This is a genomic window from Natrinema salinisoli (assembly GCF_020405205.1).
In the GTDB taxonomy this organism is placed as follows: Archaea; Halobacteriota; Halobacteria; order Halobacteriales; family Natrialbaceae; genus Natrinema; species Natrinema salinisoli.
Window position 1 is genome coordinate 4060718 of the sequence record NZ_CP084469.1, and the last position, 23545, is coordinate 4084262.

Consider the following 23545-nt stretch of genomic DNA (forward strand, 5'->3'; position numbering starts at 1 on the left):
ATCACGAAATTAGGAATCATGACCCTTTACTGTTCTCTCTTCCCTCGATCGTGTCCCTCGGTACCACGCTACGGGAGCGTTGCGCACTACTCTGTCGACCGATGACGAACCGCTATCTCTCCCAGTACGAACGCGACGCCACAAAAAATCGAAGCCGGAGGCCTCAGTTACTGTCCGGCGCAGCGTCTTCCGGAACCTGCCCTTCAACGAGGGACTGGTCGGCGTACTCCTCGCGGATGTCCTTCTTCGAGAACTTGCCCGTCGCCGTCTTGGGCACTTCCTTGATGAACTCGATCTCGTCCGGCAGCCACCACTTGGGATACTCGTCGGCGAGCATCTCGTTGATCTCGGTGACGAGCGTCTCCCGATCGGCGCCCTCGACCGGAACGACGAACGCGACCGGTCGTTCCTGCCAGCGCTCGTGGGGCACACCGACGACGGCCGCCTCGGCGACATCGTCGTGGGCCATGATCGCGTTTTCGAGTTCGACCGACGAGATCCACTCGCCGCCCGATTTGATCACGTCCTTCTCCCGGTCGACGATCTTGAGGTAGCCGTCCTCGTCGACGGTGACGACGTCGCCGGTCTTGAGCCAGCCGTCCTCGAAGTCTTCCTCGTTCGCTTCGGGCCGCTTGAAGTACTCCTTCGTCACCCACGGGCCGCGGATCCACAGCTCGCCGAACTCCTCGCCGTCCCAGGCGATCTCCTCGCCGTTCTCGTCGATCACTTTGAACTCGAGTCCCGGAACTACGAGCCCCTGTTTGCCCCGTTTCTCGAGCTGGGTGTCGTAGTCGGCGTCCTCCAGGTCGGCTTTGAGATGCGAGACCGAGCCGATCGGGGACATTTCGGTCATCCCCCAGGCGTGAAGCACTTCGACGCCCTGCGTGTCGAACCACTCGATCATCGACTTCGGTGCGGCCGAGCCGCCGACGATGACGGTGTCGAGCGTCGAGAGGTCGACGTCGTTCTCCGAGCAGTACTCCATCAGGCCGAGCCAGACGGTGGGAACGCCGGCGCTGATCGTCACGCCCTCGTTTTCGATGAGGTTCGCGAGGTCTTCGGGTTCGGGCGAGGGGCCAGGGAAGACCTGTTTGGCGCCGCCTGCGGTCGCCGTGAACGGCATCCCCCAGGCGTTGACGTGGAACATCGGCACGACGGGCATGACGACGTCGTCGTCGGCCATCGGGATCCCCTGCGGCGTCTGGGTGGCCATCGTGTGGCTCCAGAGCATCTGCTGGGTGTACTCGACGCCTTTCGGGTTGCCGGTCGTCCCGGAGGTGTAACACATCCCTGCGGGCTGTTCCTCGTCGACGTCGGGCCAGTCGTACTCCGGCTCGTGGCCCTCGATGAAGGACTCGTAGGGCGTCGCCTCGAGGTCGTCGGCCGGCTGGCTGCCCATGACGACGAAGTCGACGTCGTCGAACTCGTCGTCGGCGTCGGCGACGGCGCCCGCGAGCTTCGGTGCGAGCGACTGGTCGACGAAAATCAGTTCGTCGTCGGCGTTGTCGACGATGAACTGGATGTGGGCGTCGGGGAGGAGCGGATTGATCGTGTGGAGTTGCGCGCCGATCGACGGCACGGCGAAATACGTCTCGAAGTGGCGGGAGTGGTTCCAACAGAAGGTTCCGACCCGGTCACCCTCCTCGATTCCGTACTCGTCGAGGGCATTCGCGAGTTGGCTCGTTCGATCCGCGTACTCGCTGTAGGTGTATCGCTGCATCCCGTCGTGATTCCGGGAGACGATCTCTGTGTCGGAATACAGCTTGCTCGCTCGCCACAAAAACGGCCGAAGTGTTTGGTCTGTTCCTGCTGGCATCTCGTCTTATACTGTGGCACAAAGACTGTATTATTCTTTCCATACATATGCCACTGATTCCGTGGGAGACACGGTCGTCCCCGATTCTCGAGGGTGTGGAATCCTGAATGATAAAATGTATTATAGATATCTCCCGGCCGTTTTCAGAGCGGTGAGAGGGATCACGATGGGGGCCGGTCATCTGGCCGTTCCATGCAAGCCAAATCAGGTGTTCTGCCGGATGACATGGACCTGGACACCAAGCCCGCTCCGCCATCGATTCACTGTGAACCAATCGTCTCGAGGGCCGCCTCGATCGACTCGTCACCGGACAGGATCTCGAACGTTGCCCCGTAAACGGGTTCGAAGTCGATCGCGGTCACGAGCGTCTCGGCGACGTCTTCGCGGGGGATGTCGCCGGAGCCGAGCTCGAGCCCGGTCCCCGCCCGAATCTCGCCGGTTCCGGATTCGGTGGTCAACTCGCCCGGGCGAACGATCGTCGAGACCAGCTCGCTGTTGCGGAGGTATTCGTCCGCCTCGGCTTTCGCGATCAGGTAGTCTCGAAGCGGCTCGGGGCCGGCGTCGGGGTCATCGGCGCCCATCGAACTGAGCATGACGAACCGGTCGACGCCGGCCGTACTCGCGGCGTCGATCAGGCGGATGGCTCCGTCGCGGTCGACGCCGTAGACGTCCTCGCCGCCGGAGCCGGCCGCGAAGACGATCGCATCACAGCCTTCGACAGCGTGGTCGACCGTCTCGGTCAGGTCCGCCACGACCGGCTCCCCGCCCAGTCGTTCCATCTCGTCGGCCTGTGACGCCTCGCGGATCATCGCTCGAGCGGTATCGCCACGCTCGGCGAGCGATTCCGTCACGTGTCGTCCGACCTGTCCGTGTGCCCCGGCGACGAGTACGGTTCGAGTCATAGGCGCGGCTTCGACCGCCGATCCCATACGAATTTCGTCGGCTATCGACGGGACGGACGGGGGTCACACGATCCGTCTGCGGCCCCCGTTCGACACCGATCGGAAGAGTACGCCGCGACCGCGGCGTTTTTCCCGGATGCTACCTAAACTATCTCGAGTAGATGACCACGGGCCAGACCGAATCCACAATTGACGCCGACCTCGAGTGGTGTTACGACGCCGTTCACGGCGTTTCGCGGACTTTTTCGATCACGATCGATCGGCTCGAGGAGCCGATGGCGAGACACATCTGTATCGGCTACCTCCTCTGTCGAATTGCCGACACGATCGAGGATGCGGGACACATTCCGCCGGACGCGCAGACCGAACTACTCGCGGAGTACGATCGGTTGCTCGATCCGGAGTCGGCGGGTTCGGTCGAAGCCTTCATGGAGGACGTCGAGCCGTGGATTCCCGAGGACCGAAACGACGATTGGGAGGTCGTCGCGGAGACGCCCCGGGTGTTGCGAACGTTCGAATCGCTCGACGAGGAGCCCCGCGAAATCATGCGGGAACCGGTCCGCGAACTCGTCGACGGGATGGCGATGTTCACGGATCGGTACGCTACCGAGGGCGGCTTGCGGCTGCAGACGATCGAGGAACTCGAGGAGTACTGCTGGTACGCTGCCGGGACCGTCGGCACCCTGATCACGGGGCTGGTCGCCCGTGGGACCTCACAGGAGCGAGCGACGGAGATGCGGGAGAACGCCCGTTCGTTCGCCCTGCTCCTCCAGCTGGTCAACATCGCGAAGGACGTCCAGGACGACTATCACGACGAAAACAACGTCTATCTCCCCGCCGAGTGGCTCGCGGCGGAGGACGTCGACGTCGAGGCAGTTACCGACGAGGCCCACCACGGTGGCGTCACGAACGTCATCAAGCGGGTGACAGGCCGCGCCGAACGCTACCTCGACGACGCCCAGCGCTACCTCGAGATCGTACCGGAACAGCACGGCAACCGACTCTCCGCGTGGGCGATTCCGTACCTCCTCGCGGTCGGGACGCTTCGCGAACTGCGCGAGCGTCCCGAGGACGTCGTCCGCGAGGGCGACGTCAAGGTGTCTCGCGCGGAAGTGTTCGCCCTCCTCCAGCAGTTCGAAGAGGGTGTCTCTCGCTCGCGACTCGAGGAACTCCGGCGCACGATGTCGGAACAGCCGCTCCATCAATGACCGGTCGGTGCTGATACGCGGAGTCCGTCCGGCGAGAACGGTCGGCCGCCCGAGAGCCGGCACCGACTGGTGTGACGCTGCGTACCCTGCTGCTGTTTCCTTCAGTCCATCGGTGCACCCGTCCGAGTACACCGGCCCAGACGCGATCGGCGTCCACGGTGACCTCGAGCGATCCGCGACGATCGCTTCGAAGCCGTCGCAGTGACCGACGGAGCCGTCGATGAGAGACACAAAGAATATATCACGGAGCTATCTATTGAAGGGAAACCGCCGACCCGTACGCCGACGGATATCTGTCCCGATGGAGTGTTCCCATCGGCACCCGAAGCCATGAATCACTTCGACCGTCGGTTTCGAGAACAGACCGATCGAGACCAATGCTACTGACCGATACCGATTCCTCCATCTCGAGAGTTCAGTTGCGAGCGCGCGTACGGGACGCGCTCGCCCGTCGGTTCGGTATCGACACGCGTGCGCTCGCTGCGTTTCGCATCGTGCTCGGACTCGTTTTACTGTTTGACGTATTCCATCGATCACGGGATCTCGTCACGTTCTACACCGACGACGGGGTGCTTCCGCGGGCGCTGCTCGTCAACCAGTACCCGGCCGCGAGGTACTCGCTTCACACCCTGTCTGGAGAACCGTGGGCACAGGCCGTTCTCTTCGCCTGTGCGGCAATCGCCGCCGTGGCACTCCTCGTCGGCTATCGGACGCGGACCGCGACCGTTCTCTCCCTGCTCCTGCTCGTTTCGGTGCAAGCTCGCAATCCGCACCTCCTGAACGGGGGCGACAAGCTCCTCAGCCAGCTGGTGTTGCTGGCCGTGTTCCTGCCGCTCGGAACCCGCTGGGCGCTCGACGCGCTGGGCGATCCCGATGCGTCCGGGGCTGACAGTGAGGATGCGGAACCCAGAACCCGATCCGGAACCGACCCCCGGATCGTCACGCCCGCGACGGCTGCGATGCTCGGCTCCGTCGTCGTCGTCTTCGTCAGTAACGCGCTCCTGAAAGCGGAAGGCGACACCTGGCACAGTGGGGAGGCGCTCCACTACGCGCTCCGGCAGGATCAGCTGACGGTCCTGCTCGGAACCCACCTCGTGGACTATCCGCTCTTCCTCACCCTGGGGACCTATATCTGGGCGGGACTGGTGACCGGCGCACCGCTCCTGATAGTGCTTACCGGTCGCCTCCGAACCGCGTACGCCACCGCGTTTATCGCGACGGTCGTCGGAATGGCGCTCTCGATGGCCGTCGGCCTCTTCCCCGCCGTCCTGATCGGCGGCCTCCTCCTGTTTCTCCCGCCGCGAGTCTGGGACGCCCTCGAGTCCGTCGCGGGCGTTGCCGTCGACCGGGTAGGTGTCCTCGAGCGTGGTGCCACAGCGTTCCGGGCTCGTACCAGTACGCTGAGTCGGCCGCAAACGCTGGGATCATCGCTCTCGGAACCGACTCGGCGACGAACGCAACGGTACTGGTCGATCCACCTCGGCTGTCTGTTGCTCGTCGTCGCGCTCTGGAGTGTCGGGCTCCTCGGTGTCGCGAACGCGTTCGAACCGATAGAAGAGATCGATCCCGAGGAGCACGAGTGGACGATGTTCGCTCCCGATCCGCCCGCGAGCTACGGCTGGTACGTGGTCGAAGCAGGAGTCGTCGACGAGGAGAACCGCGACGTCTTGCAGGGGTCGACGCTCCGAGACGCCCCGCCGCCGGACGCCGCCGAGACGCTCCCGAGTTTCCGCTGGCGCAAGTACATGGACTCGCTGTCCGGCGACGACGACCGCGCCGATCGATTCGCGGCGCACATGTGTGAGAGAGCCCGCACGCAGACCGACGCGTTCGTCGAGAACGTCACCCTAACGTACACGGAACAGCCGATTCGCCTCGAGGGCGAGGCCGAAACGCCGACGACGAAGACTGTCGTCGAACGGTCGTGTCCGGCGGAGGTTGCCGACCATGATCGGAACGCTGAATTTGGGCCGGCCCCGAATCACCGTAACTGATGAGCGAGACGATCCCTGACGACAACCCGATCATCCTGTTCGACGGCGTCTGCAACCTCTGTAACGGGTTCGTCCAGTTCATCCTCCCGCGGGATACGGAGGGAATCTTTCGCTTCGCGTCGCTGCAGTCCGACGTGGGAACGGCGTTGCTCGCCGAGCACGGCCTCCCGACCGACGAACTCGAGTCGATCGTCCTGATCGAGGGCGACGACTGCTACGTGAAGTCGGACGCGGCCATTCGAATCGCGAGACGTCTCGGCGGCGTCTACGCGCTTCTCGGACCCTCTCGATTCCTGCCCCGTCGGTTTCGGGACGTCTGCTACGACTTCGTCGCCGCCCGCCGCTATCGGTGGTTCGGCAAAAAGGATCAGTGTGCGATGCCGCCGGCGGACGTCGACGTCAATGCCCGGTTCCTCGAGTGACGATTCTCGCGTCTCGCGTGGGTGCTTCGTTCAGGTCGTCGCCAGTCGTCGTCCGAGCACCGCGAGCGGAGAGCCAAACAGCGCGAGGACGACGAACCACGGGAAAAGCACGAGGATGACGATCACGCCAGTCATAACGTTCACCCTCACCGGACCACCGAGGGCGAGCACGGTGCTAGGAAGGATTGCAACGGCCGCGAGGAGTGCAACCGGACGCCGACCGCGCTCGAATGCGTAGCCGATCGGCACGAAGAGTGCGGTGGCGAATCCGAACAGAAACACCCACGGAGACAGCACCGCCGCGGCGAACAGTCCGGTGTAGCCGGCGGCGGTGATCGTCGCGAGTAGCGCGAGGCCGACCAGTCCGCGCGTCTCGAACCGAGCGCCGAAGCGGGACGTGAGCGCTCCGAGCAGCGCGTATCCGACTCCCAGCGACGACAACGCGACGGCGCCCGGCGGGAACGTCCGACTGGTCGTCACCGCCCCGAAAACGAGCAGCCCGACTGCACCGACGATACCGACGGCAACGATCAGTCGATCGAGCGTCACCCCGTCGACCGTCGGTCGCTGGAGGCCGAGGCGGCCCGCCGTTGCGTCGTACGCAGCACGTCCGGCGGTGCCACGACCGATCACGACGCCGAGGAGGCCGATCAATACGCCGGGGACGAACCCGACGGCTACCCCGTTGACGAGCGCCGTCGGACCGACCTCGAGACCGATCGTCGCGTAGCCCCTCGCGATGTCGAGGACGCCGCCGCTGCCGTAGGTGACGGACGTCTGATCGTCGAATTCGTCGCCGGTCCACGTCGCGGCGTTCCCGTCGACGTCGGCGTCGGAGACGCGATTCGTAATCGTCGTCCCGTCGGGGGTGTGGATCGTCACTCGCTCGGCCACGACCTCGTAGCGTGCGGTCGAGGTCCCGGTCATGAAGTAGTCGAGGAGCCAGGTGTCTCCGACGCCGCGTTTGGCCACGTCGGCCACGGTGTAGTTCACGACGACCGTGTCTCCCTCGAGCGTCGGCTCGACGGCCCGAACGTCACCCTCTGCCGCGTGGGACCACGCCCAGGCGTCGTCGACCGCGGCCTCGAGCGCGGTCTCGTTCGTCCGATATCGTTCGGCTGCGGATTCGTTGACGGGCACGCGAGCGTGCCATCGCGAGTCGCCGGCCTCGTCGACGTAGATATCGAGCGTTCCCTGACCCGTCGCCCCGGTGATCTCGGCGTCGTTCGCGACCCCGGGACCGCAGACGCCGCAGAGCTGCATCGGAGGCGGTGCGCCGGCGACGGCGGTGACGCCGGCCACTCCGAGGGCGGCACAACAACAGAGGGCGAATACGAGGCGGGTTGTTCGCATCGTATCGACACTCGAGTATCAAAAATAAATAATTTACTCCGCTCGAGTAATCCGCGAAGTCGCGCACCGCCCTTTCAAACGGAGAAAGCCGTCGAAACGGCCGTCATTCGTACTCGTAGAACCCCTTCCCGGTCTTTTTCCCGAGGTCGCCGGCCTCGACTTTCCGCTTGAGGAGGTAGGCGGGCTTGTATCGGTCCCCGAGTTCCTCGTGGAGCGTCTCCGAGGCGTGGAGGCAGACGTCGAGCCCGATGTGATCAGCCAGCGTCAGCGGCCCCATCGGGACGTTCGTCCCGAGTTCCATTCCCGTGTCGATGTCCTCCTTCGAGGCGACGTCCTCGTCGTAGGCGCGGATTCCCTCGTTGATCCAGGGCATCAGGATGCGGTTGGTGACGAAGCCGGGCTTGTCGTCGGCCTCCCACGTCGTCTTCCCGAGGTCCTCGGCGAGCCGGTGGGCCAGTTCGGTCGCGTCGTCGGTCGTCTTCTCCCCCACGACGACCTCGACCCCCTCCATGATCGGGACGGGGTTCATGAAGTGCAGTCCGATCACTCGCTCGGGATGCTCGAGGTCGGAGGCGATCGAGGTGATCGAGAGCGTGCTCGTGTTCGTCGCCAGCAGGACGTCCGGATCGCAGACCCGCTCGAGGCCGGCGAAAATGCTCTGTTTGACGTCCAGTTCTTCGAGGGCGGCCTCGACGACGAGGTCGCACTCCGCGAGGTCCTCGAGGTGGGTCGTTCCCTCGATTCGATCGCGGATCGTCGACGGCTCCGACTCGAGATCACCCCGGTTTGCGAGGCGTCCGAGGCTGTCGTCGATAGTGTCGAATCCGTTCTCGACGAACTCCCGTTCGATGTCGCGCATGACGACGTCGTAGCCGGCGGTCGCCGCGACCTGTGCGATGCCGCTGCCCATCGTTCCCGCGCCGACGACGCCGATTCGATCGATCTGCTCGCGAACCATACGCCACGTATACCGAAGACCGGCGTAAGGCTGGCGATGGCTGTCGGTGCCGTCCACTGTAGCAGCGTCGATGGTGAAAGACAGCTTTTACGTTCCCGTCAGAAACTATAACAACGTCGCCCTCGACGTACCCTTCATGTGTCGGGAAACGAAGCGCGAGCCGGCGTGGGTATCCGCCATCCGGCTGGCGTTCCTTCGCGGGCAGGTCGACGTCGACGGCGTGATGGAAGAGGCGAATCTGATTCCCGGCCGCGAGGGGACGGTTCGAGACGTCCTCTCGACGATGGCGGACCGAAACCTCCTCGAGCCCGTCGACGGGGCCGACGACCGGTACGTCCCGGGCCCGGTGCTCGTCGAATCCGATCGATACAACCTGGACTTCAGTAAGGCGTCCGACGGGGGCGCTCACCGATGGCGCTCGAGCGGCTGATCCGTCGCGCTTGCCATAGCGTAAACTATGTATCGACTAGGCGTGTACGTGCCGGTAATGGGCAATCTCACGGATACGAAAGTCTCGGAAAAGAACCTGACGACGGTCCCGAAACCGGTTCGTAATTTCCTCGACGTCGGCGAAGGAGATCGCATCGAGTGGCACGTCGAAGACGGGAAGATCGTCGTCAAGAAAGTCGAGTCCGAGTAGCGCGTCGGTCAGCGTCCGTTCGCGCTCCCCTCTGTGACAATGGGTCCTCGAGAACGCCGCCTACGCGTCCTCGAGTGCCACCCACTTGTCCTCGAGAATGCCGCTTAAAGATCCTCGGGCACGTCGATATCACGGCGTACACCGGGGTCGTCGACAGACAGGAGCACGCTCGCATCGTCCTCGAGCAGTATCTCTCGACCGCCGATATCGCCGTCGACGTCGGCGAGCACGTCGAAGAATCGCTCGTCGAACAGCACCGGATTGCCGCGGCTCCCGTCGAACGCCGCCGCGATCGCGTCTCCGGCGTCTGCGGCGTAAGCGGTCACCAGCGCGTCGATCGTCGTCGGCGAAACGAAGGGCATGTCGCCGAGCGCGACGAGGGCGGCGTCGGGGTCGACGTCGTGCCGTCGAATCGCCCGGATACCGGTCCGGAGCGAGGACGCCTGTCCGGTGTCGTAGGCCTCGTTGACGGCCGTCTCGACCGAGATCCCCTCGAGTGCGGTTCGAACCCGATCGGCCTCGTGCCCGAGGACGACGACGACCGGGTCGACGTCGCTCTCGATCAGCGTTCGTGCGGCGTAACGGACCACCGGCTCGCCGTCGACCGTCGCCAGCAGCTTGTTTGCCGCACCGAAGCGGGTGCTCGTCCCGGCGGCGAGCAACACGCCGGCGACCGTCGGCGACCCGGACTCACCGGACAGCGCTGCCGGCTCGAGGATCGGGAGTTCGCCGGTGGCGGGCCGTTCCGGTTCCCCCTCGGACGTCTCCTCCGTCATTGTTCCAGAACCGTGGACGGAACGACGGCGACCGTCTCGTCGGCGGCGACGGCTTCCTCCGTCAGCACGAACCCGTCGGCGCGGCTGGCGCGCGTACTCGAGGAGAGCACGCTCGGGTCGAACGTCTCCCCGTAGATCGGCAGTGCGGAGTCGGCGTGGCCCAGCGGCATCGCGGTGCCGTCCGACAGCGTGACGGGAATCGCGTAGGTGAAGCCGGGGGTGGCGATCCCGACGTCTCTGGCCATCCGCGCGGACACCGTCGGCAGCGACGCGTCGCCCGTAAAGAACGGGCGAGTGACGAGTGCCGTCACCAGATAGGCACCGACGGGCTTTCCGGGGACCGCGATCGCCACCGCATTGTGGTCGGGGAGCCGCGCGACTGCGATCGGTTTACCCGGCCGGAGTCGGACGCGGTGGAACAGCACGTCGCCGAGTTCGGCGAGGGTGCGGATTACGTAGTCCTTGTCGCCGACGCTCGTGCCGCCCGTCGTGACGACGACGTCGTACTCGCCGGCCAGCTCGTCGATTCGGGACTCGACTCGGTCGTTCTCGTCGGGGACCGACCCTTCGTACGTCGCCTCGTGCCCCCACGAGCGGACGAGTCCGGCCAGCATCGATGAATCGAGATCCCGGTGGCGTCCCTCGTGGATCTCCGTGCCGGTCGCGAGCAGTCCGACGGACATACGTTCGCGGACGGCGACGTCGTCGACGTCGAGATCGCCGAGCAACAGCGCGTCCTTCGCCCCGAGCCGCTCCCCCGCCTCGAACAGCTCCTCTCCCTCACTGACGTTACTGCCCCGCTGGTAGACGTACTGTCCCGACTCGACTGGCGTCCCCGTAAGCTGGCCGTCGTCGACGGTCGCTTCCTCGCGCTTGAGCACCGCGTTCGCCGACCGGGGTACCGGCGCGCCGGTCGCTATCCGGATCGCCGTTCCGGACTCGAGCGCTGGAGGTTCGTCCTCCGGGTATACCGGGTCGTCGACCAGTCTCAGGGGATACTCGTCGGTCGCGTCGAACGCGAAGCCGTCCATCGTCGCGTGACTCTGCGCCGGCACGTCGACCGGCGCGCGGATCGGTTCCGCGAGCGTCCGTCCGGCGACGCCGTCGAGGGAGACGCGTTCCGTCTCGAGGGACGGCAGCCACTCCGTTCGGAGCGCTCTGACGCGGTCGACCGCCGCATCCAGTTCGATCAGATCGTCGCCGGCATGGGGTTTGTCTCTCGTCATAAACCTAAATAAACGGTTAAACGTGTTTGTCGGCAAACACTCATGTTTATTTGTGTGGTAGGGGATATCATGTACTGTGGTAAATAGTATGCACATAGTGCAGGGTTATAAAAGATGACGGTGACCGACACACGACCATCGCGGCTCCGACGCGGGTGGTCATAATGGAGTTCGACGGGGAATTCGAACTCGAGGACGTCCCGCCGGAGAAGGCGTGGGTCGTCCTCTCTGACCCGATTGCCGTCCGAAATTCGCTGAAGGGCTGTCAGTACATCACGCCGATGGACGACGACTTCAGCTACGACGACTACGAGGCCGACGAGGACGCGGAGACGCTCCCCGAGGCCGATCCGGAAGACGTGGCCGCACGAGCGTTCGTCGAGGGCCAGGAGTACGCCGCGTTGATGCAGGTCGGCGTCGGGAGCGTCAAGCCTCGCTTCGAGACGTCGGTGACGATCCAGGAACGCGACGAGGAGAACTTCATCATGACCGCGACGGGAACGGGAACCGCCAGCGGCAGTAGCTTCAGCATGGAGTCGGGAATGCAGATCCACCCGCTCGAGAACGGCGAGGGATCGCGGATCGAGTGGTGGACCGAGGCCGACATCTCGGGACGCATCGCCCAGCTCGGCTCGCGAGTCATCAACCCGGTCGCCAACAAGATCGTGAATAACTTCTTCAGCGACATCGAGACGCAGATGAGCGACGTCGACGAGACGGATTCGGGCATCACGGACCGGATCCGCGGGATGCTATGAAACCGGCTCAGTTCGAGACACACGAGCCTAATACCGTCGAGGAGGCCGTGAGCCTCCTCGAGAGCCTCGACGATCGGGCGATCCTGGCCGGCGGGCAGAGCATGGTACCGATGCTTCGGTTCCGACTCGCCGTTCCCGAGACCGTCATCGACATCAACGCCATCGACGGGCTGGACTACCTCGAGGAGGACGACGAGTGGCTCAGGATTGGCGCGCTCGCGCGCCACGCGGACGTCGAGGAATCCGATCTGGTCGCCGAACAGTACGGCAGCTTCGCGGACACGGCACCGCTGGTCGCGGATCCCCAGATCCGAAACCGCGGCACGGTCGCCGGTGCGATCGCACAGGCCGACCCGAAGGGCGACTGGGGGAGCGTCCTGCTCGCACACGAGGGCGAAATCGTGGCGCAGGGCCCGGACGGCGAGCGGGTAATCCCAGCGGCGGACTTCTTCCTCTTGCCCTACGATACGACCCTCGACGAGAACGAGCTCATCACCGAGATCCGAGTCCCGACGCCGGCCCCTCGCGAGGGCAGCGCCTACCACAAGCTCAAGCGGAAGGTCGGCGACTACGCGATGGCCGGGTCGGCCGCACGGCTCGTCCTCGACGAGGACGGGCGGATCGAGACTGCCACCATCGGTCTCACGGCCGTCGACATCACGAACGTCCGGGCGACCGACGCCGAGGACCACCTCGAGGGCGAGCGGCCCGGCAGCGAGGTGTTCAAACGCGCCGGCGAGCTGGCGGCCGAGCAGTCCAACCCCGAATCGGACGAGCACGGCGACGCCGGCTACAAGGAACGCATGGTAAACGTCCTCACCCAGCGCGCGCTCGGCGACGCCGCCGAACGCGCGGGACTGGTCAAACGGAGGGTATCACAGTGACAGACACGCGAGAAATCACGCTGACGGTCAACGGCACCGAACACACGATCGACGTCGAACCGCGGCAGCTGCTCGTCCACGCGATCAGGGAGGAACTGGACCTGACCGGCACGCACATCGGGTGCGACACCGGCAACTGCGGGGCCTGTACCGTCCTCAAGGACGGGAAGCCGATCAAGTCCTGCCTCATGTTTGCCACGCAGGCCGACGGAAGCGAGCTCATGACCGTCGAGGGAATGGAGGACCTCCCAGAGGCCGGCGACGACCTGCACCCGCTGCAGGAGGGATTCCGCGAGGAACACGGCCTGCAGTGTGGGTACTGTACGCCCGGGATGATCATGTCCGGCAAGGCACTGCTCGACGAGAATCCGGACCCGAACGAGGAGGAGATCCGCGAGGCCATCAGCGGCAACCTCTGTCGGTGTACCGGCTACCAGAACATCGTCCGCTCGATCGAGTACGCGGCCGAGGAACTCGAGGAAGGGGAGATCGCGGCCGCGGACGGCGGCGTCGTCACGGACGCCGACGGCTCGACGATTACGCCGGCCGAGCTGACCGACGAGGACGGCGAGTTCGACTGCGGCGTCGAGAACTGCTGTGGCGGGCCGACGACCGATCGCGAACACGACTCCGTTTCCGGAGGTGAGCGCGAATGAGCAGCGATTCCGAACGATTCGCGGAGGCCGAAGACGGCGGACCACAGCCCGAAAAGCACTGCGGACACGGCCGCGGCGGGATGGGCGAGGAAGTCACTCGAAAGGAGGACCAGCGCTTCATCACCGGCCGGGGCAACTACGTCGACGACATCAAGAAGCCGGGGATGCTCCACTGCGAGATCGTTCGCAGTCCGCACGCACACGCCCGCATCGAAAACATCGACAAGTCGCGAGCGCTGGACGTCGAGGGCGTCGTCGCCGTCCTCACCGCCGAGGACCTGCTCGAGCACGATCTCGCGACGATGCCGACGCTGATGGACGACACGCAGGACGTCCTGGTCAACGACAAGGTCAAGTTCCAATCCCAGGAGGTCGCCGCCGTCATCGCGACCGACCGGTACACGGCCAAAGACGGAGCCGAGAAGGTCGTCGTCGACTACGACGTGCTCGATCCGGTTATCGACGCGGAGAACGCGCTCGAAGACGACGCGCCGGTGATCAGGGACGACATCGAGGGGAAGGAGGACAACCACTGCCTCGACTGGGAGACCGGCGACGAGGAGGCCACCGCCGAGGCCTTCGAGGAAGCCGACGTGACCGTCAAGGAGGACATGCTCTACCAGCGACTCCATCCTGCGCCGATCGAGACCTGCGGTGCGGTCGGGGACTACGATCCCGGCAAGGACAAGCTGACGGTCCACATGACCTCGCAGGCGCCCCACATCCACCGGACGCTCTTCGCGCAGGTTTCGGGGATCCCCGAGCACAAGATCCGGATCGTCAGCCCCGACGTCGGCGGTGGGTTCGGCAACAAGGTGCCGATCTACCCGGGCTACGTCGTCGCCGCCGCGGCGTCGTACGTCTTAGAGGAGCCGGTCAAGTGGGTCGAGGAGCGCTCGGAGAACATCCAGTCGACCGGGTTCGCCCGTGACTACGACATGACCGGCGAGATCGCCGCGACCGAGGACGGCGAGATTCAGGCGGTCCGAACCGACGTGCTGGCCGACCACGGCGCGTTCAACGCCGTCGCCCAGCCCTCGAAGTTCCCCGCCGGGTTCTTCAACATCTTCACCGGCTCCTACGACATCGACACGGCCTACGGGACGCTGACGGCGGCCTATACCAACACCGCGCCGGGCGGGGTGGCCTATCGGTGTTCGTTCCGCGTGACGGAGGCGGTCTACCTCATCGAGCGGATGGTGAAGGTACTCGCGGACGAACTCGACATGGACCCCGCCGAGGTCCGGCGGAAGAACTTCATCCAGCCCGACCAGTTCCCCTACGAGAGCGCGACGGGGTGGAACTACGACTCCGGCGACTACGAGAAGGCGCTGGACAAGGCCCTCGAGATGGCCGACTACGATCACTACCGCGAGGAACAACAGCGCCGGATCGAGGAGGACGCCGACAAGCTGCTCGGCATCGGGGTTTCCTCGTTCACCGAAGTGGTCGGGGCCGGTCCCGGCCAGTCCTGTGACATCGCGGGCGTCGAAATGTTCGATTCCGCGGAGATCCGGGTCCACCCGACCGGGAACGCCACCGTCCGGGTCGGCGTTCAGACGCAGGGCCAGGGCCACGAAACCACGTTCGCGCAGATCGTGGCCGAGGAGCTCGGGATGGACGTCGACGACATCACCGTCGAACACGGCGACACCGACACCGATCCCTACGGCCTCGGGACCTACGGCTCCCGAAGTACGCCGGTCGCCGGCGCGGCTGCCGCCGTCGCCTCCCGGAAGGTCCGCGAGAAGGCCAAAGCCATCGCGGCCAACGAACTCGAGGCCGCCGAGGAGGACATCGACTGGGACCGCGAGAGCGGCCAGTTCCACGTCACCGGCGCGCCGGACCGCTCGATCTCGATTACCGAGATCGCCGCCGGCGCGTACATGAATCACCCCTCGAGCGAGGAGCCCGGCCTCGAGGCGATCAACTACTACGATCCGCCGGAAATGACCTACCCGTTCGGCTCCTACATCGTGATCGTCGAGGTCGACCGCGAGACCGGCGAGGTCGAGTTCGAGAAGTTCGTCGCGGTCGACGACTGCGGGAACCGCATCAACCCGATGATCATCGAGGGCCAGATCCACGGGGGTCTCGCTCAGGGGATCGGGACGGCGATGCTCGAACACGTCACCTTCGACGACAACGGCAACGTCACCGGCGGCGACTTCATGAACTACCTGCTGCCGACGTCCATGGAGATTCCCGAGTTCGAGACGGGACACACCGTCACGCCGTCGCCCCACCACCCGATCGGGGCGAAGGGGGTCGGCGAATCGCCGACCGTCGGCTCGCCGCCGGCGATCGTCAACGCCGTCGTCGATGCGATGTCACACGGCGGGATCAGCCACGTCGAGATGCCCATGACGCCCGATACTGTCTGGGAGAAGCTCGACGAAGCGGGGCTCTCGATGGACCCCGCCGATAACGTCGCCCTCGAGTTCGATGGCCAGCAAAGCGACGGAACGGCGGACGACTGACTCGAGCGGACCCCGAATCGCGAACAGCCACCACGCCGACCGGCCGCAGGGAGGGGATACCGGGTCGGTCGAAACCAGCCGCCCCTCCGCCCGTGCCGCAGGTGCCACCGCGGATATGATACCACCGAAATGACGGCAGATACACCACCAGATGCCGACGAGACGTCCAGCGATCGAGCAGCCGTCGCGACCGACGGCGACCTCGCGGAGCGAGAGCGCGCCCTGCGAGACCGCGAGGAGCCCTACGCCCGAGCGACGGTCGTCCGCCGGGAGCCACCGGTGTCCGCGAACGTCGGCGATCGCGCGCTGGTAACGGCGGACGGCGACCTTCACGGGTGGGTCGGCGGTGCGGCCTGTGCCCAGTCGCGGGTCGCCAGCGAGGCGCGAGCGGCCATCTCCGACGGCGAGCCTCGACTGATCGGCCTCGCACCCGATCCCGACGACGTCGATCGCCCCGGCCTCGCGGCCTTTCCGATGCTGTGTCACAGCGAGGGAACGCTCGAGATATTCGTCGAACCGATGATCCCGACGACGCGGCTCCTCGTCGTCGGCGACTCGCCGATCACGCGGTCGCTGGTCAGGCTGGCGACCGAACTCGACGTTGAGATAGCGGTCGTCGACCCCGACGCGACCACGGCCGACGTCCCCGACGGAACGACCGTGCTGTCTACCCTCGAGCCGGACGAGATCGCCGACGCGGTCGGTGCGGGGCCGCTCGTCGTCGTGGCCTCGATGGGGGAGTACGACGCACGCGGCGTCGCTGCCGGCGTGCTCGCGGACGCACCGTACGTCGGCCTCGTCGCGAGCGATAGCCGCGCGGAGGAGGTCGTCGAGCGGGCCGCCGCCCTCCTGGATCGCGATCCCGACGACGTTCGGGAGGCGATCACCAATCCGGCGGGGGTCGACATCTCGGCGACCACCGGGCCGGAGATCGCGACGAGTCTGCTCGCCGAACTGGTCGACGTGAGAGCCGACACCGAGACGATCGTCGCCTCCGCGGGCGGTTCGAGTACCGGCTCGGACAACGGGAGGATTGGGGCCGCGGACGCCGAATCGACGAGCGAAGCTACCGATTCCGGTGTCACTGACGAGGTCGACGACTCGACATCGGCCGACGAGCAGCCCACCGACCCCGTCTGCGGAATGACGGTCGATCCGGCGGATTCCGCGAGCGTCACCCACGACGGGACGACGTACTACTTCTGTTGTCACGGCTGTGCCGACTCTTTCCAAACCGATCCCGACGAGTATCTCACGACCGACGAGGGGGCGATGGAATCGGCATGACGGGAGAGACGCCCCGGACGCCCGTCGAGACGCTGTCCGAATCCGTTATCCGGGAGCGGTTCGAGCGCCAGAACTACGTCGCCGACGACCGCGTGGTCACGACGGTCCAGCTCGCCCTACAGCTCGGGCGGCCGCTGCTCGTCGAGGGGCCACCGGGCAGCGGGAAGACCGAACTCGGCAAAGTCCTCGCCGAGGGGTTCGACACCGAGCTGATCCGCCTCCAGTGTTACGAGGGACTCACCGCCGAGAACGCGCTCTACGAGTGGAATTACACGAAACAGCTGCTCGCGGTGCAGTCGAACGAGGGAACGGTCGGTGGCGGGGCCGAGCCCGGACCGGCGGACGGAGCGGGCGCGGCGAACGCCGCGGACACTGACCCCAGTTCCGACTCCGAATCCGCTGCCGACGGAGAGCGCCCCCAGTCCGTTTTCGACGACGAGTTCCTGCTCGAGCGGCCGCTCCTGCGCGCGCTCACCGCCGGCGGGGACCGGTCGCCGGTCCTGTTGATCGACGAGATCGACCGCGCCGACGAGGCCTTCGAAGCCTTCCTGCTCGAGCTCCTGTCGGACTATCAGGTGTCGATTCCGGAGCTGGGGACGGTCAGCACCGAGAACCCGCCGATCGTCGTCCTCACGTCGAACCGAACGCGGGGACTCAGCGACGCGCTCAAGCGGCGGTGTCTGTACCTGCACGTGGAACCGCCGTCGTTCGAGACGGAGTACGAGATCGTCTCCCGCAAAGTTCCTGAACTCGACGCGGCGATCGCGGCCGAAGTCTGTGCCGTCGTCGAACGGCTCCGGGAGGAATCGTTCCTCAAACGGCCGGGCGTGGCAGAGACGCTCGACTGGGCACGAGCGGTCGCCTCGCTTCGAGCCGACGGCGAGGCCGAATCGCTCTCGACCGACGAAATCGAACGGACGATCGGCTGTCTCCTCAAGGAGGTCGAGGACGTCACGCGCGTCGATACCGAGCTGCTGGAGCGCCTGCAGGCGGCCGCGGCCGCCGCCGACGACCGAATCGAACCGACCAACTGATGTCTCCAAACCGGACCCCCTCGAACCCCGTCGACGACGGCTCCCGAGCCGACGCCGAGCGGCGCGAGGCGCGGGCCCTCGACCGAGCGAGCGGGGACGCCGTGCCGGACTTCGAGGGCGCCCGGAAGCACGCCCTGACGGAACTCGTTCGGTTCGTTGGGCGGCTCCGCCGCGAGGGCGCGACGGTGGCGGCGGACGGAACGCTCGAGGCAGCGCGCGCGCTCTCCGTGGTCGGTCTCGCCGACCGGGATCCCGCCGCGGACGCGTTGCGAGCGACGCTGCTGACCGGCGCGGACGACGGTGCGGTCTTCGACGAGGAGTTCCCGACGTTCTGGCACCGGTTGCGGACCGGACTCGACCGGATCGCGACCCACGAGGGGAGTCCCGCGACCGACGGCGACGAGTCCGAGACGGAGCCGGCGGCCACCCTCGAGTCGGACGCCGAGTCCGAGTTCCTGTCCGACGCCGAAGCGTCGACACCCGACGCGAGCGAGGGGACTGAGAGCGTCGACGTCAGGATTTCGACCGGTCGCCGGCACGCCACCGGCGAAATGGCGGTCGACGCCGACGACGGCGCCGCGCGTCGGTATAGCGCCGTCGGCGACCGCGAGCCCGTAGCCGCCGACGGCGCGTCGCTGTCCGATAGCGAGGGCGCGGCGATCGACCGGTTCGTCGCCGCGCTCGCGACGATCCCGGGACGGCGCACCCGGCGGGCCGAGCGCGGCAACCGCGTCGACGCACGGCGGGCCCTCCGGGCGAGCCTCGGGACCGGCGGGACCGCGATGGAACTCCCGACGCGCGAACCGATCCCGAGCGAACTCCGCTGTTGCCTGTTGATCGACGTCAGCGGCTCCGTTCTCGATACCATCGACCGAGACACGCTACTCGCCGTCGCGGAGCGGTTACAGGACACCGCTCGCAGAGGCTCGGTCTTCCTGTTCGATACCGACCTGATCGACGCGACCAGGGAGTTCGAGCGTGCGGACGGCGATCCCGCCACCGCGCTCCGAGAGGCCGAGATCGAGTGGGGCGGCGGGACGCGGATCGGCGGCGCGTTCGAGACGCTCCGGCGACGCCACCCCCACGCGGTGGATCGCCGAACCGTCGTCGTCGTGGTCAGCGACGGCCTCGACGTCGGAGACCCGGAAACCCTCGAGGATGGCGTCACCTGGCTGGCCCGCCGGGCCGACGCGGTCGTCTGGCTCAATCCGCTGGCGGTTTCGCCGGCCTACGAACCCAGCTCACGGGGGATGGCGACCTGTCTCCCGTACGTCGACGGGCTGTTCGGTTTCGCGGGACCGGCCGATCTCGCCGAGGCCGCGCGACAGCTCGAGCGCCGCGGGATCGACGGGCCGATCGGATACGAACACGATCCGCGGCGGATCGGGGCCGAAACCGACGGAGGCGATGCCGAATGATCGAGCCGATCCTCCCGGCCGTCGTCGACCGTCTCCGGTCGATGAGCGCACTCGACGGAGCGTGCAGCGAGCGCGTCACGATCGGTACGGCGGCGGTCATGGTGGAAGCGAGCGTCGGCCCCGCGGACGAGGACGCGGCCGGCGCCGGGACGACACCCGAGGACCGACGGAGTGCGGGCCTCGCTCACCGCCCGTCCGGGGACGCGGAGATCAGGGGTCCCCTCGAGGAGCCCGCCGACGGCGTCGACCTCGACACGCTCCTCGAGTGGGCGACGCGACCGCGGAGCGACTCGTCGGGCGAGGCCACCGGCGGTTCCGGCGACGGGGAGGCGAAACCGTCGGTCGAGACTGCGCTCGGCGTCGCGGCGGTCAACGCGTTGTCGGCGCCGTTCGTCGACTGGGAGCCGGGCGATCCGATGGCCCTCCTGGACCCGGACGTCGACGTAATCGCGACGGTCGGGCTCTTTCGTCCGGCGTTCCGGAAATTCGCCGACGTCGACGTTCGGGTCATCGAACGGCGGGACGTCGGCACGATCTCGGCACCCGAGAGCGTCCGCGTCACGACGTTCCCGCCGACAGAAGCGAGCGCGGCGATGGCGGACGCCGACGTGATCTTCGTCACGGGTTCCGCGTTCGTCTACGGCGGGCTCGAGGCGTATCTCGAGGTCGCGCCGGCGTCGGCAACGGTGGTCTTGATCGGAGCGACGGCGTCGGTGCTTCCTGAACCGGCGTTCGACGCCGGCGTCGACGTCGTCGCCGGGGCGTCGGTGACCGACCGCGACCGGGTTCGCGAGGCCGTCGAGGCCGGCGCGTGCGGGACGGACTTGCACGACATCGGCGTCCGCAAAGTGTACGCGGTGAACGACCGGGATATCGACTCGTTACAGACCAGACAATGACACGAAACAACTGGAGCGTTCCGGAAACCGAGGTAGTACAGCGGATTCACGAGCGACTCGACGCGGACGGGACGGACGTCCTCGCCACGATCATCGACGTCGAGGGGAACGCGTACCGGCGGCCGGGTGCGAAGATGCTCCTCGACGACGCGGGCGAGGGTGTCGGGAGCATTACGGCCGGCTGCCTCGAGGACGAACTGCTCGCGGCGGCAGAGTCCGTCCGCGAACGCGGCCGCCCGGAGCTGGTGACGTACGATCTGATGGAGGACGACGAGGACGTCTGGGGGCTCGGCGTCGGCTGCAACGGGATCATCGACGTCCTGCTGGAGCCGCTGACCGAGGCCTATCGGCCGGCCGTCGAGGCCTTCGCGGACGGACGGAACGTCGCCGTCCTCACCGTTCTGGAGGGGCGGAACGGCCGGCTCGAGGAAGGTGACCGCGCGTACTACCATCCGGACGAGGGGGACCTCACGACGCCGACGGGAGCGCCGGCGTCGGACTGGCCCGCCGAACTCTCGGGGCCTGCGGGCGAGCTGGCCGAGCGCGGCCGCGCCGACGTCGTCGAACTCGAGTCGGAGCGGGGATCGCTCGAGGTCTTTATCGACGGGATCGCTGCGCCGACGGATCTCGTCGTGTTCGGGTCGGGTCACGACGTCGGACCGGTCACGGAACTGGCCGCGAAGAACGACTTCCGGGTCACCGTCGTCGGCTTCCGCGGAAGCGTCGACCTCGACGATCGGTTTCCGGACGCCGACGAGACGCTGACGACCTCGCCGGGAGCCGTCGACGACGCCATCGACCTCGACGAGCGCACGTACGCGGTCGTCATGACGCACAACTTCGTCGACGATCGGTTGGCGCTCGAGGGATTGCTGGACTCGCCCGTTCCGTACGTCGGCCTGATGGGGCCGGAAAAGCGGTTCCAGGAGATGCTCGCGGCGTTCAAAGACGAAGGGCGGACGTTCGACGAGGCGACGCTGTCGTCGCTGTACACGCCGATCGGGCTCGATCTCGGGGGCGGCTCACCCTACCAGATCGCACACAGTATCGTCGCGGAGGTACTGGCGGTCTCCAACGATCGGACGCCGCGCCACCTGCGAACCCGGGAGGGGCACATTCACGACCGCGTGACCGTCGAGTCGGAGGGCGATGTCGCTCCGCAGTAGCTCGGTCCTCACTGGCCGGCCGCTTCAGGGCCGGTCCCGGGTGATCGTGAAGACCGTCTGTTACCGGCTCGTCATGCTCTGTATCACGGTCACGATCGCCTGGCTGTTCGTCGGCGACGTCGGCGACGCGCTCAACATCGGGATCGCCGCCAACCTGGTGAAAACCGGGACCTATTACGCTTACGAGCGGCTGTGGGACCGCATCGAGTGGGGCGCTCGGACCACCGGAGCGAGCGGCACTCGAAACACGCGATGAGCCGCGATATAGTAGTCACTGCAACTATTCACACGTTGATCGCACGGGTGTCGTGCGATCGGGTGTACAGTGACTTCCAGTGACTACTGTCGCTGCCACGGCGACCGCCAGCCCGACTCGAGTTCGAACTGTTCGCTGTGTTCGCTCCCGGCCACACGGCCGATTACCGATCCGGCGCTCGAGGGTCGCTTTTGCTGTCAGGGGTGTCCCGAGGTCGGCCGAACGCTCGAGAACGCCGTGCAGTCGTCGTCACCCTCGCGTACGGAGGAGGGTCGTCGCGGGGACGGTCGGGACGAGACGGGATCACCACTGGCCGTTCGGGCGTTAGTCGGCTGGACTCGAGAGCCATAGCGAATCGCGAGTCTCGTTTCCGAAGGCGTTCTCTCGCTCCTCGCCGCCGCGGTTCCGTCAATCGCTGGAATCACAGCGATTCAGCGCGGAAGTCCCCCCACCGCTTCAGCGGTGGGTAGCTGACGGAACGGAGAAACCTTCAAGGGCGATGGATGTGAGTTCAAGACAGACTCGGTGAATCGCGTGAGTAAGAAACACGTTGGTGGGAAGATCGGTTCGGGGGAAACTAGCGACGTCGACGGCGAAGAGAGCACTATCGTCGACATCGGTATCACTGTCGACGTCAGCGACATCAGCGATCCGGTCGACGACGGGGTCGAGCTCGCGTTCGACGAAACGGACCTGGCCGAGGCGGCCGACGGTGAGGGCGAGACAGACGGTTCCTCTGATGTCGAGCGCGACGCGGGGATCGATGCCGACGAGCGCGCGGCGCTCGAGGCGGCCGATATCGATCCCGACACCGTCGCCGACAAGGAGTACTCCTACCGGATGTTGCTGGACGCGGGCGTCGACGAAACGATTGCGGCCACGCTCCGCCGGCGATTTTCGCTGCCGTGGTCGTTCGAGAGCGAGGGGGATCTCGATCGGCGCTCGAGCGAAGTCCGCGGGCTCGGTGACGCCGAACGCGAGTGGATCGCCGTCAGCGGCGACGAGGACTGGCAGGCCTTCGAGTACGAACATTCGGAACCGATCGCAGTCGAGCGGGAGCGACCGTCGGAGCGGCCGTATCCGAGGCCCACGCCGATCACGGCCGTCATGGGCGTCGGACCCGACGACGCCGAGGTACTGGCCGAGGCCGGTATCCGCTCGGCGGAGCGACTGGCGACGGTGGACGCGATGGGCGTCGCCAACGCGCTCGATCTCAACGTGCTGCACGTCCGGACGTGGCGGCACAACGCGCGTGAACTCGTCGACTGATCGTTCGAAACGCAGCTTCGTTCGGAGCGACGCAGCCGTTGAGTCTCGGTCACGAGCCCGACGGCGAGCGGCCGGGTTCGACACCGGAACGGCTCACTGATGGAGTATCCGGATCGGACCGCCGTCCCCCGAAATCCGGAGGT

General features: G+C 66.3%; 23 protein-coding genes. 17 read left to right on the top strand and 6 right to left on the bottom strand.

All coding sequences use genetic code 11. The annotated features are described in order from the left end of the window. Positions 1-163 precede the first annotated feature (163 nt). Positions 164-1816, bottom strand: coding sequence for a long-chain fatty acid--CoA ligase (locus tag LDB05_RS20160; protein ID WP_226005756.1), 1653 nt, complete (start codon positions 1814-1816; stop codon positions 164-166). Between the two features lie 260 nt (positions 1817-2076). Beyond that, positions 2077-2718: an SDR family oxidoreductase gene (locus LDB05_RS20165; protein ID WP_226005757.1), complete on the bottom strand. Its 642-nt coding sequence runs from the start codon at positions 2716-2718 to the stop codon at positions 2077-2079. A 161-nt stretch (positions 2719-2879) separates the two neighbouring features. Here LDB05_RS20165 and LDB05_RS20170 point away from each other — a divergent pair, with 161 nt between their 5' ends. The 3 genes from LDB05_RS20170 to LDB05_RS20180 all read left to right on the top strand — a co-directional run bounded on the left by LDB05_RS20170 (position 2880) and on the right by LDB05_RS20180 (position 6342). Next, on the top strand, positions 2880-3926 hold the full coding sequence (locus tag LDB05_RS20170; RefSeq protein WP_226005758.1) for a phytoene/squalene synthase family protein: 1047 nt from the start codon (positions 2880-2882) through the stop codon (positions 3924-3926). 377 nt (positions 3927-4303) lie between these two features. Continuing rightward, a complete protein-coding gene (locus tag LDB05_RS20175) occupies positions 4304-5920 on the top strand; it encodes an HTTM domain-containing protein (RefSeq protein ID WP_226005759.1) in 1617 nt (538 codons plus the stop codon). Then, complete coding sequence (locus tag LDB05_RS20180) at positions 5920-6342, top strand: thiol-disulfide oxidoreductase DCC family protein (RefSeq protein WP_226005760.1); 423 nt, start codon at positions 5920-5922, stop codon at positions 6340-6342. The genes LDB05_RS20175 and LDB05_RS20180 overlap by 1 nt, the downstream gene beginning before the upstream one ends. Before the next feature lie 30 nt (positions 6343-6372). Here LDB05_RS20180 and LDB05_RS20185 read toward each other — a convergent pair whose 3' ends face one another. Together LDB05_RS20185 and LDB05_RS20190 are read right to left on the bottom strand one after the other, a co-directional pair. Further along, positions 6373-7695, bottom strand: a complete 1323-nt coding sequence (locus LDB05_RS20185) for an ABC transporter permease family protein (RefSeq protein ID WP_226005761.1) — start codon at positions 7693-7695, stop codon at positions 6373-6375. Positions 7696-7798: 103 nt separating this feature from the next. Further along, the gene (locus LDB05_RS20190) at positions 7799-8653 is read right to left on the bottom strand and encodes a 3-hydroxyacyl-CoA dehydrogenase family protein (RefSeq protein WP_226005762.1); all 855 of its coding nucleotides are present in this window, start codon (positions 8651-8653) and stop codon (positions 7799-7801) included. Between the two features lie 136 nt (positions 8654-8789). Here LDB05_RS20190 and LDB05_RS20195 point away from each other — a divergent pair, with 136 nt between their 5' ends. Together LDB05_RS20195 and LDB05_RS20200 are read left to right on the top strand one after the other, a co-directional pair. Then, positions 8790-9083, top strand: a complete 294-nt coding sequence (locus LDB05_RS20195) for a hypothetical protein (protein WP_226005763.1) — start codon at positions 8790-8792, stop codon at positions 9081-9083. Positions 9084-9140: 57 nt separating this feature from the next. Beyond that, positions 9141-9293: an AbrB/MazE/SpoVT family DNA-binding domain-containing protein gene (locus LDB05_RS20200; RefSeq protein WP_226005764.1), complete on the top strand. Its 153-nt coding sequence runs from the start codon at positions 9141-9143 to the stop codon at positions 9291-9293. Positions 9294-9397: 104 nt separating this feature from the next. Here the strand turns inward: LDB05_RS20200 and LDB05_RS20205 are convergent, their stop codons facing one another. Both LDB05_RS20205 and LDB05_RS20210 read right to left on the bottom strand, forming a co-directional pair. Next, positions 9398-10069 (bottom strand): nucleotidyltransferase family protein, encoded by a 672-nt coding sequence (locus LDB05_RS20205; protein WP_226005765.1) that lies wholly within the window; start codon positions 10067-10069, stop codon positions 9398-9400. Next, entirely contained in the window at positions 10066-11295 is a 1230-nt protein-coding gene (locus tag LDB05_RS20210; RefSeq protein ID WP_226005766.1) for a molybdopterin molybdotransferase MoeA, read from the bottom strand. Before LDB05_RS20210 ends, LDB05_RS20205 begins: the two co-directional genes overlap by 4 nt. A gap of 164 nt (positions 11296-11459) precedes the next feature. Between LDB05_RS20210 and LDB05_RS20215 the strand changes: the two genes are divergently transcribed. The 12 genes from LDB05_RS20215 (at position 11460) to LDB05_RS20270 (ending at position 23402) form a co-directional block, all read left to right on the top strand. Next, positions 11460-12053: an SRPBCC family protein gene (locus tag LDB05_RS20215; protein ID WP_226005767.1), complete on the top strand. Its 594-nt coding sequence runs from the start codon at positions 11460-11462 to the stop codon at positions 12051-12053. Then, positions 12050-12937 (top strand): FAD binding domain-containing protein, encoded by an 888-nt coding sequence (locus LDB05_RS20220; RefSeq protein WP_226005768.1) that lies wholly within the window; start codon positions 12050-12052, stop codon positions 12935-12937. The genes LDB05_RS20215 and LDB05_RS20220 overlap by 4 nt, the downstream gene beginning before the upstream one ends. Next, positions 12934-13593: a (2Fe-2S)-binding protein gene (locus LDB05_RS20225; RefSeq protein WP_284145780.1), complete on the top strand. Its 660-nt coding sequence runs from the start codon at positions 12934-12936 to the stop codon at positions 13591-13593. The genes LDB05_RS20220 and LDB05_RS20225 overlap by 4 nt, the downstream gene beginning before the upstream one ends. Continuing rightward, positions 13590-16073 (top strand): aerobic carbon-monoxide dehydrogenase large subunit, encoded by a 2484-nt coding sequence (locus LDB05_RS20230; RefSeq protein ID WP_226005769.1) that lies wholly within the window; start codon positions 13590-13592, stop codon positions 16071-16073. Before LDB05_RS20225 ends, LDB05_RS20230 begins: the two co-directional genes overlap by 4 nt. Positions 16074-16202: 129 nt before the next feature. Then, entirely contained in the window at positions 16203-17360 is a 1158-nt protein-coding gene (locus tag LDB05_RS20235; RefSeq protein WP_226005770.1) for an XdhC family protein, read from the top strand. Further along, positions 17357-18394, top strand: coding sequence for an AAA family ATPase (locus tag LDB05_RS20240; protein ID WP_226005771.1), 1038 nt, complete (start codon positions 17357-17359; stop codon positions 18392-18394). The genes LDB05_RS20235 and LDB05_RS20240 overlap by 4 nt, the downstream gene beginning before the upstream one ends. Beyond that, the gene (locus LDB05_RS20245; protein ID WP_226005772.1) at positions 18394-19812 is read left to right on the top strand and encodes a VWA domain-containing protein; all 1419 of its coding nucleotides are present in this window, start codon (positions 18394-18396) and stop codon (positions 19810-19812) included. The genes LDB05_RS20240 and LDB05_RS20245 overlap by 1 nt, the downstream gene beginning before the upstream one ends. Then, the gene (locus LDB05_RS20250) at positions 19809-20711 is read left to right on the top strand and encodes a Rossmann-like domain-containing protein (RefSeq protein ID WP_226005773.1); all 903 of its coding nucleotides are present in this window, start codon (positions 19809-19811) and stop codon (positions 20709-20711) included. Before LDB05_RS20245 ends, LDB05_RS20250 begins: the two co-directional genes overlap by 4 nt. After that, entirely contained in the window at positions 20708-21877 is a 1170-nt protein-coding gene (locus LDB05_RS20255; protein WP_226005774.1) for an XdhC family protein, read from the top strand. Before LDB05_RS20250 ends, LDB05_RS20255 begins: the two co-directional genes overlap by 4 nt. Next, positions 21861-22133: a DUF2061 domain-containing protein gene (locus LDB05_RS20260; RefSeq protein WP_226005775.1), complete on the top strand. Its 273-nt coding sequence runs from the start codon at positions 21861-21863 to the stop codon at positions 22131-22133. The genes LDB05_RS20255 and LDB05_RS20260 overlap by 17 nt, the downstream gene beginning before the upstream one ends. 69 nt (positions 22134-22202) lie before the next feature. Continuing rightward, the gene (locus LDB05_RS20265) at positions 22203-22484 is read left to right on the top strand and encodes a hypothetical protein (RefSeq protein ID WP_226005776.1); all 282 of its coding nucleotides are present in this window, start codon (positions 22203-22205) and stop codon (positions 22482-22484) included. A gap of 183 nt (positions 22485-22667) precedes the next feature. Continuing rightward, positions 22668-23402, top strand: coding sequence for a DUF7409 domain-containing protein (locus LDB05_RS20270; protein ID WP_425498581.1), 735 nt, complete (start codon positions 22668-22670; stop codon positions 23400-23402). The last annotated feature ends 143 nt before the right edge of the window (positions 23403-23545 follow it).